Genomic DNA, 10,054 nt, shown 5'->3' on the forward strand with positions numbered 1-10,054 from the left:
ACGATCGCAAAGAATCCCGCCGGAGATTGGCAGGCTGAGCGGAAGGATGAGGCCGGTCCAGAATATGGCGATTATGACGCCAATGGAGTCGTTGATCTTGACGCTGGCAACGGATTGCCTGCCGATTGGCGGGAGCCGCTCGTCGGCAAGATGAACAAGGAAGAGTCCAAGTGGGCGCAGGTATTGCCTCATCTTGCCGAGGCGGGAGAATCGGAAGATGAAGCAGGAGATAGAACGATAAAGGATGCGGCATCGCTTCGCTGGTCCTTGACGGAGCAGGAGGCATGGAGCTTCCTGGAGCACGACAGTCTTCGGCTGCTGGAGGCGGGTACGCCAGTCCTCCTTCCTGCATGGTGGGAGGCGGTTCGCAGCCGAAAGCTGAGAGTGCGGGCAAAGCTCAAGTCGTCGGTCGGTTCCGCTGCGCAGCCGATGTTCGGTCTCGACCAGATCGTCCAGTTCGACTGGAAGCTGGCTCTGGGCAATATCGATCTCTCCGAAGCCGAATTTATGCAAATGGCCGAGGAGAACAGACGGCTGGTGCAAGTGGGGGATCAGTGGGTCCATCTCGATCCTCAGGATGTAGCGGAAATCCGCGCCTGGATGAAGCGGGTAGGCAAGCGCAAGGGACTCTCCTTCCGCGACGTGCTGGAGATGCATCTGCGGGGCGGCTCGGAGATGGAGCTGGACAGCGAGATCGAGGATGGTTTGCGGGCCGAGGTCGAGTTGAACGAACATCTCGGCGCCTGGCTGGCGCAGTTGCAGCAAGTGTCCCGCATTCCGGAGGCCGAGCTGCCGTCGTCGTTTTTGGGCGAATTGCGTCCATACCAGCTGCAGGGCGTATCCTGGCTGTTGTTCCTGCGCCAGTTCGGACTGGGCGGCGTGTTGGCTGACGACATGGGTCTCGGCAAAACGATTCAGTTCATCGCGTATTTGTGCTGCGTACAGGCGTCGGAGGATCCTGCCGCAGGTGCGTCGCTGCTGGTCTGTCCGACATCCGTTATCGGGAACTGGGAGAAGGAGCTTCGGCGATTCGCGCCGTCGCTCAAGGTTCATATCCATTACGGCGGCAAACGGGTGAAAGGCGAGGAGCTGAAGGAGCTCGCGGGAGAATACGATCTGGTCATCACCTCGTATTCGCTCGCGCAGCTGGATGAAGAGGATATCGGAGCTGTGGAATGGAACGCGCTTTGTCTCGATGAGGCACAAAATATTAAAAATGTGTACACAAAGCAATCCAGCGCGATCAGGAGCTTCGGCGCCCGCCACAGGATCGCGTTAACCGGCACGCCGATGGAAAATCGGCTGACGGAGCTATGGTCGATCTACGACTTTATCAATCCGGGTTATCTCGGCAGCATGTCCGATTTCCGCAGGGCGGTCGTCGCGCCGATCGAGAGGACGAGGGACGAAACGATGATACAAGGGCTGCAGCGCTGGGTAAGGCCGTTTATGCTGCGTCGCGTAAAGAAGGACCCCGCCATCCAGCTGTCGCTGCCGGACAAGATCGAGTCCAAAAGTTTTATGACCTTGACCGCCGAGCAGGGAACGTTGTACGAGAACATCGTATCCGAGCTGATGGAGAAGCTGGATACGCTGGATGCCATGCAGCGGCGCGGGCTTATTTTGGCGACGCTCACGAAGCTTAAGCAGCTATGCGACCATCCCGCGCTTTTGCTGCACGAGACGGAGACAGAGAAGTGGGATGCCGAAAGATCGGGCAAGATGGCGAGGCTGCTGGAGATGTGCGAGGAGATCGCGGCAGAAGGCGAACGTTGTCTCATCTTCACCCAATTCGTAGAGATGGGAGCACGGATCAAGGAAACGCTCGAGGCGTCGCTTGGCATCAAGGTCCCATACTTGCATGGCGGCGTGCCGAAGGCGAAACGCGACGAAATGATTACGGCATTTCAAGAGGATGAGAAGGGCGGCGCGTTCGTCCTGTCTCTTAAGGCAGGCGGAACGGGGTTGAATCTGACGGCCGCGAATCATGTGTTCCACTTCGACCGCTGGTGGAATCCGGCCGTCGAGAACCAGGCAACGGATCGGGCTTTCCGGATCGGGCAGACGCGCCAGGTGCAGGTGCACAAGTTCATTACGCTCGGCACGCTGGAAGAGAAGATCGACGAGATGATCGAGAGCAAGCAATCGCTGAACGACCAGGTTGTCGGCGTGTCGGAGCAGTGGATCACGGAGATGAGCACGGATGAATTAAAGGATCTGTTCGCGCTCCGGGACGATTGGCTGAAAGGGTGATGACGTTTGGAGAAGGAACAATCGCGGAATCGGCTTGATCGATTGAAGCAACCTGGGTCGCTTCGGTCAATTAACGGCAAGAGCAACGGCTCCGAAGAGCAAGAAGCCGGAGAGCCGGCAGGTCCGCCGCAAGGCAATGAAGAATGGCGAGCCCTGTACGAACGAATCAGGGGAGCAACCGAAAAGCTGCGAGATTGAGGTTGCCGCTGCGGCAAAAATAATAGAAATGTATCCCCTCGTTATCGTTTTTTGGACCTCCTTGCAGGCATGCGAATGTGGATATAATAAGATACAGGGAGACAAGTGATTGTGGACTTAGGGCGTGTCTGAAAACCCGCTCAGGGGCATCTTTCACCGCCTTTCCGCCCCCTGCTTCGTCACTTTTGCTTGACGTACCCCCGGTACACCTTCACAAAAGTTCCTTGCATGGAACGAAAATTCGGCAAAATCTGCTACCCTCGGAGTATTCAGACACGCCCTAAGGAGGGTTAACAAGCTTGCGCAGAAGTTCTATCCTGATCGTTGTCCTTCTCATTGTCGCCACGGGGACTTCCGCATGCAGCGGCAATAACCCCGCAATCGAAGACAAACTGGAATTTAAGCAAGTTACCTTGTCGCTGCGGCATACGCAGATCAAGGAAACGAGCAAAGCCAGATTGCGAGTGCTCGAGGATGTCGTCGCGCAGACGGAAGCCGAGAACGAAGGCGTTGTCTTCCAGCTGGAGGGCATCGACGAAATCGTCAATCGCGATACGAAGCTCAAGCAGGAGATGGCCGTCGGCAATCCGCCCGACATCTTCGAGGTGTTTGGCGGAGCGGATCTAAAGCTCTACGTAAAGGCGGGCCGGATGCTGGATCTCACTCCGATTCTGGAGGAGCTGGAGCTGACAGACAAGTTCGAGAGTTTGTCCGAATTTACAATCGACGGCCGGGTGTATGGCGTGCCATACGGCGGTTATAGCGAAGGGATTTTCTACAACAAACAAATATTCAAGGAGCTGGGCTTGTCCATTCCCAAAACATGGGATGGACTGCTGGATACGGCGGAGACCATCAAGGCGGCGGGATATGTGCCGTTCGGCCTGGCTGCGAAGGATGCTTGGGCAATCGGCATGATGTGGAATACGGTCATGGTCCGATACGTGGGCATCGAGGCTTTCAGCGGCTTGCTGACGGGGGAGACGAAGTGGACCGACCCGGGTTTTATCCAAGGGTTCGAAGCTTACAATGAGCTGATCCGGCGCAAATACTTTCCGAGCGGGGCGCTTGGCTTCGAATATGCGGAGCAAGGAGCGCAATTGCTAAAGAGCAAAGCGGCGATGGTGTTTACGGGAACCTGGGACATGAGCCACTTCACAAGCGTGGAAACGGGGATTCCGCGTGGCGGCATCGGATTTTTTGCGTTCCCGTCGATTCCCGGCGGGCTTGGCGACCAAAGCTCCATCAACGCGTCGTATTCCAACGGCTTCGGCTTCTCTTCCAATCTGTCCGAGGGACAGATCGGGGTCGTCAAAGCTTTTATCGCCAACTTCTTTAACGAAAGCGTGCAGAAGCGGGCGATGGACGAGGATAAGCTGCTGCCTTCCATGAAGTTCACCGATCTCACCGACACGGATCCCATCGTTAATGAAGTGTTGACGGTTATGGGGCAAGCTTCGAGCACTTGGCCGGCTTTCGATGCCATTGTGCAGCCAAGCGTTACTTCGGAGATCGGAGTCGGGCTGCAGAAGCTGATCGGCGGTCTTAGCACGCCAGAGAAGGTGGCGCAGTCTATTCAGGAAGCGCAGGATAAGGCCAATCTGGCCCAGGTTAACGAAGCGGGGCTTGGCCATATCGGTCATGCGGCGGGATCCGGCATTATAACCGGGGACGACAGCAAATAGGGGGCCGGGCAAGATGAATCTGAGACCGAAGCTGATGCTGGCCTTCATTACGCTTATTATTATCCCGATGATCGTGCTCGGCATCTTCTCCTTCCTGAACTCCGAGACGCTGCTGGAGAAGAAGTACAGCGAGCAGTCGGAAATCACGATGAAAGCGATCGGCGGCAATCTTTCTTACTTTTTCCGCGAGCTGAATCAGTTGTCCAACGGCAACGTCATTAGCAGCGTCGTTCAGGATATTCTAAAGCAGAACGATCTGTCCATGGACGATCCAAGCACGATCATTCGCATTAATCAGGACGAAAAACAGATCAGCAGCATTCTGTTCCAGCATCCTGCCGTCAGCTATGTTGTCCTGTATTCCAGCGACGGCACGATGTACCGTTCGAATCGCAATGATCCCACGACGTTCCGTCCGATTACGTTCGAGCAGCTGCGGCAGCATTCTCTCTACGACGATGTCATTCGACTCGGAGGCATCCCGCTTTGGATCGGGCCGCATGAGCAGAAGGAGCTGACGGGCGTCGATCCGCCGCTGTTCACCATGCTGCGCGTCGTTAAGGACATTCAATCCTTTAACGATATCGGCATCATGGTCACTCAGTACAAGACCGAGGATGTCAGCAGCATGCTGAAAGGGTTCCAGAATCCGGATCCGGATTCGCAAGGCTCGCGTTATTTTATTATGAACGGCAAAGGTCTCATCATGCTGGACAGCAACAAGGAATACGATGGCGGGAGCATCGATCTGTATACCAACTCCATGCCCCAGTTAACGCAGGAATACAAGAGCGCGAGGATGAAGTTCGACGGCGTGGACAGTCTCGTCTCGTCCTATAAGCTGGGGCTTAACGATTGGGTGCTGCTGTCCGTACAGCCCTGGAATACACTAACCGACGAGAACATCCGATTTGTGCAGTGGATTGGCATGATTACGGTGTTGGGCTTGCTGTCGGCCGTGCTCTTCAACGTCTTTTTCGTTAATCGGGTCGCCAAGTCGATCATCAAGGTCGTCCGCAAAATGCGACTCGTCGAGCAGGGGCTGCTCGATATCCGGGTGACTGCGCAGGGCAAGGACGAGACGGTGCTTCTGGCTAACAGCTTCAACAGCATGGTGGAGCGGATCGGCAATCTGCTAAGCGAGGTTCGCAGGGAGCAGGACCGGAAGCAGCATGCGGAGATGATGCTGATGCAGGCGCAGATCAAGCCGCATTTCCTGTTCAATACGCTGGAGTCCATCAACGCGCTCGCGGCGCAGAACGAAGGGGCCAAGATCATGCTGATGGTGAGGCGGCTCAGCAATCTGCTCCGCACGAGCATGCATCACTCCGAGGAGATCGGCATCAAGCAGGAGATCGAACATGTACGCAGTTATCTGGAGATTCAGAAGTATCGCTTCGAGGAGTTGTTCTCCTATGAGCTTCAAGTGCCGGAGGAGGCGCTGCAATATAGTATTTTGAAGCTTACGCTTCAGCCTCTTGTCGAGAACAGCATCCAGCACGGCTTCGACGGGTACGAGGACGGCCAAGGCGTCATCTCGATCGACGTCTCTGTCGAACCTCACTCGCTCGTGATCATGGTCAGCGATAATGGCAAGGGCATGAGCCAGGAGGTCCTGCAGAAGCTGGCGGAGGGTTACAGTCCGTCGAGGAAAAGTCAAGACGAGGCCGAACTGGGCGAACGGAGAGGACTTGGCATACGCAATGTCGCCGACCGGCTCCGCATTCATTATGGACCGGGTTATGGCATGATGATCTGCAGCACGGAAGGGGAAGGCACGACGATCAGATGCATCATTCCAAAAAGCAGAGGTGAGAGCGCATGAGCGACAAGGTGCTCCTGGTAGACGATGAAGCTCACATTACCCGAAACTTGGAAAAGGTTATCCCTTGGGAAATGCTAGGTCTCCAAGTTGCAGGCTCTGCCAAAAACGGCGTAGAAGCGCTCCAGCTTCTGGAGCAGCAATCCGTGCAGCTCCTGCTCTGCGATATACGAATGCCGGTTATGGACGGACTGGAGCTCGTGCGCCTGATCCGGGAGCGGGAGATGACCTGCGACATTATTATGTTGTCCGGCTATCAGGACTTTGCTTATACGAGAGCGGCTATTCAATACGGCGTCAACGATTATGTGCTTAAGCCGATTCCCTATGACGAGCTGACAGGCGTTATTGCAAGAGTGATGTCGAATCAGCGCAGCAAGGCGAAGCAGCAGCACGAGGAACAGCAGAAGCTGGGCCGGATGATCGATCTGGCCAGCGAGAAAATACTCTACGATCTGATTATGGATTATACCGATTTTTCGGGCAGTCACTGGCTGTTCTCCGGCGACGAGCAGCAGCTGCGGACGCAACGTTTCGTCATGATCGTACTGGATCTTGACGTCAGCTCGGAGAAAACAAAGGATTGGCGGGACTGGGCGGACAAGGAGCGTAAGCTGTGGAATTTCGCGGTATGCAATGTGCTGCGGGAGAAGCTGCAGGGCAACGGTCTGCATCATGCCGTTATCCAGATGAGAGACGGAGAATGGTGCGTGCTGATCGAGACGGCGGGAGCTGCCGAATTCGAAGAGCAACCCGTCAAAGAGTGGGCAGACATGCTGATGACGGCGGTCCGGAACCATGTAAAGCTGTCGCTGAACGCGGGAATCTACAGGCGATTCGCGGGCGTGGAGGAGCTGTCTGCGGCCTATAAGCAGGTGCAGCTCGGCATGCAGCTGACGCCTGCTCATGACACGATCACGTTGTATCCGACGGATGGGGAACGCGGACCTGCCGAAGACAAGGCATTTTGGGTAACGGCGGAAAAGCTGATCAGCGCCGTCAAGCGGGGCGATACCTCGGCTGTAAACGTCGAGGTGGATCAAATCGCGTCCCAATTGCAGCATCTCAACGATCAACATAGCGCCCGGGTGAAGCCGCTGCTCCACTTCTTCGTGCTCCATCTTATGCGGGAGATGAAGGAGATGGCCGTATTTACGAGGGAGCAGGAGGAGCAGCTATGGCGCAGGTTGGACCGGCGTTTCCTGATCAAAGATCTCTTGACCTTTATCCGTCAGGTAACGGCCGCGGTGACGGATCGGTCAATCGACAAGAAGAAGCAGTCGGAGCTGTCCATGCTGGAGGCGAGAGCATTCCTTAATCGCAATCTATGCCGAGATCTGAGCGTGGAAGAAGCGGCAACCCATGTGGGTCTGAGCACGTCGTACTTCAGCCTGCTGTTCAAACAGACATTCGGCGAGACGTTTATCGAATACGTGACGCGGGAGAGGATGGAACGTGCCAAGACGATGCTGGCGGAGACGGGGAAAAGCGTGGCCCAAATCGCCAAAGAGGTCGGGTACGCGGAGAGAAGGTATTTCACGAAGGTGTTCATGAAGTATACCGGCGACAATCCGTCGGACTTTCGTGCTAAATTTCAAGTCGAGGATGATACGATACACTAACAGCTGAGAGGATGGGTTGAAATGGAAGGACGGGAACGACGGTCGAATGGGAGCGTATCGAGCGAATGGGGCAAGGAGAGCAATTGGAGTAATTGGAGCTTGAAGGAGAAGATCGGACAGCTGTTCGTATTCGGATTCCATGGTTACGAGCCATCGGATGACATCAACGCGCTGATCGAAGAGTATGGGATCGGAGGGACGATCTACTTTACCCGCAACGTGCAGAATGCGAAGCAGGTGCATAACCTCTCGGTCAAGCTGCAAGAGAAGGCGGCCCTATCAGGACGGGCGCCGCTGTTTATCGCCATCGATCAAGAAGGCGGCATGGTGGCCAGACTCGTCGACGGCGTCACGCTGATGCCCGGCAATATGGCGCTTGGCGCCACGGGCCAGGCCGAAGCGGCGCGCGAGACGGCAAAAGTATCTGGCGAAGAGCTCAGGAAGCTCGGTATCACGCTAAACTACGCGCCTTGTATCGACGTCAACAACAATCCGGACAATCCCGTTATCAACGTCCGCTCGTACAGCGACCGCGCGGAGGTCGTGTCGGAGCTGGGAGCCGCTGCCGTAGAAGGTTATCAGTCCGCTGGCGTGGCGGCGACGGTAAAGCACTTCCCCGGACATGGCGATACGTCCGTCGACTCCCACCACACGTTGCCGGTATTGCCGCATAACCGCGATCGGCTGGATGCGATCGAGCTGCGGCCGTTCCGCGCGGCGATTGCCGCGGGCACGGACTGCATCATGACGGCGCATGTCGTGTTGCCGGCGCTTGAGCCGAGCGGCGTGCCGTCCACGTTGTCCGAGAACGTGCTGACGGGCTTGCTTCGCGGGGAGCTGGGCTACGACGGCGTCGTCGTAACCGACTGCCTGGAGATGAGCGCGATCGACGAGCATTACGGGCCGGCGCAAGGCTCTGTGAAAGCGATACAGGCTGGCGCCGACATGGTGCTCGTTAGCCATACGATCGAGAAGCAGCGTGCGGCTCTGGAGGCAGTCGCAGCTGCGGTGGAAAGCGGCGAATTGTCCGAGGCGAGAATCGACGAAGCGGTGAGCCGCATTATGCGGCTGAAAACGAAGCTGCGGCTGGAAGAGCCGATTGGCGCATGGGAGCAGGTGGCTGCTGTTATAGGCACGGAAGCCAACAAGGAAGTTGCCCGCCGCTGGAGCGAAGCCTCCGTGACATTAGTGAAGAACGAAGGCGGCTTGCTGCCGCTTCGGCGCGAAGCGAGCACGCTCGTGTTATGGCCGAGCATCGTACCGGTATCCGTCGCTGACGAGATGTTGTCCGGCGACGGCACGTTAGGCGGCTACTTGAGTCATTATGGAGCCACGAACGTTGTGGAACGCCGCATGGACGGGGCGGACCCGCTCGCGGGTTTGGATGCATTCGAACAGATCGTCATCGTTACGTACGACGCTGCAAAGCATCCGCTGGAGCGCGACATCGCCCGTCAGGCGATAGAGCTCGCAGGCGACCGCGTCGTGGCGGTATCCGTACGCAATCCGCTGGATCTGCTGCTATTCCCTGATGTACTCGCATACCTCGCCGTATACGAGTGCAGACCGCTGGCGCTGTCTTCCGCGGCAAAGGCGCTGCTCGGCGATTTGAAGCCGCAGGGGAAGCTCCCCCTGGAAATTTCGCCGGCGTATCCTTTCGGCTGGAGCGTGGAGTAACGTTTCGCTGAGCCATAAATAGACAAAGTCCTCCAATCGTCATATACGATGCGGAGGACTTTTTTTGCTAGGCTGGCTCGCTTGGCTAGTAGCTGGGGCGCTCGCGCAATTCGCCTGGCAGGTGCTGAGACGCCGGATATAGCGGGAAACTCCGCTATAATGCGCCTGGCAGGTGCTGAGACGCCGTATAATAGCGGGAAACTCCGCTATAATGCGCCTGGCAGGTGCTGAGACGCCGGATATAGCGGGAAACTCCGCTATAATGCGCAGTGTAGGTGCTGGGACGCCGGATATAGCGGGAAACTCCGCTATAAAATGCCTGGCAGGTGCTGAGTCGCCGGATATAGCGGGAAACTCCGCTATAATGCGCCTGGCAGGTGCTGAGACGCCGGATATAGCGGAAAACTCCGCTATAAAATGCCTGGCAGATGCTGAGTCGCCGGATATAGCGGAAAACTCCGCTATAAAATGCCTGGCAGATGCTTGGCGCCTCATTGTACTCGTTTTTTCATACACATTCGCTCACCCCCACCTACCAGCACCTCAATGAACTCGCTTTTTCATACACATTCGCTCGTCCCCGCCTGCCAGCACCCCATTGTGCTCACTTTTTCATACATATTTGCTCGTTCCCACCTGCCAGCACCTCAATGAACTCGCTTTTTCATACACATTCGCTCGTCCCCGCTTGCCAGCACCTCAATGAACTCGCTTTTTCATACACATTCGCTCTTCCCCGCTTGCCAGCACCCCAATGAACTCGCTTTTTCATACACATTCGCTCGTCCCCGCTTGCC

The 10,054-nt window shown here is 56.4% G+C and carries 6 protein-coding genes; all 6 read left to right on the top strand.

Going from position 1 to position 10,054, the window contains the following annotated elements:
* A partial coding sequence (locus tag PAT3040_RS31170) for a DEAD/DEAH box helicase (protein ID WP_108995732.1) occupies nucleotides 1–2,253 on the top strand: 2,253 nt, incomplete at its 5' end.
* Nucleotides 2,254–2,259: 6 nt separating this feature from the next.
* Entirely contained in the window at nucleotides 2,260–2,451 is a 192-nt protein-coding gene (locus PAT3040_RS31175) for a hypothetical protein (RefSeq protein WP_087571561.1), read from the top strand.
* A gap of 299 nt (nucleotides 2,452–2,750) precedes the next feature.
* Nucleotides 2,751–4,136, top strand: a complete 1,386-nt coding sequence (locus tag PAT3040_RS31180) for an extracellular solute-binding protein (protein ID WP_108995733.1) — start codon at nucleotides 2,751–2,753, stop codon at nucleotides 4,134–4,136.
* 13 nt (nucleotides 4,137–4,149) lie between these two features.
* Nucleotides 4,150–5,961: a cache domain-containing sensor histidine kinase gene (locus PAT3040_RS31185; RefSeq protein WP_108995734.1), complete on the top strand. Its 1,812-nt coding sequence runs from the start codon at nucleotides 4,150–4,152 to the stop codon at nucleotides 5,959–5,961.
* Entirely contained in the window at nucleotides 5,958–7,580 is a 1,623-nt protein-coding gene (locus tag PAT3040_RS31190; RefSeq protein ID WP_108995735.1) for a response regulator transcription factor, read from the top strand. The genes PAT3040_RS31185 and PAT3040_RS31190 overlap by 4 nt, the downstream gene beginning before the upstream one ends.
* Nucleotides 7,581–7,601: 21 nt before the next feature.
* Nucleotides 7,602–9,257: a glycoside hydrolase family 3 protein gene (locus PAT3040_RS31195; protein WP_108995736.1), complete on the top strand. Its 1,656-nt coding sequence runs from the start codon at nucleotides 7,602–7,604 to the stop codon at nucleotides 9,255–9,257.
* Nucleotides 9,258–10,054 lie beyond the last annotated feature (797 nt).

This window comes from Paenibacillus agaridevorans (genome assembly GCF_003112455.1).
Classification (GTDB): domain Bacteria; phylum Bacillota; class Bacilli; order Paenibacillales; family Paenibacillaceae; genus Pristimantibacillus; species Pristimantibacillus agaridevorans.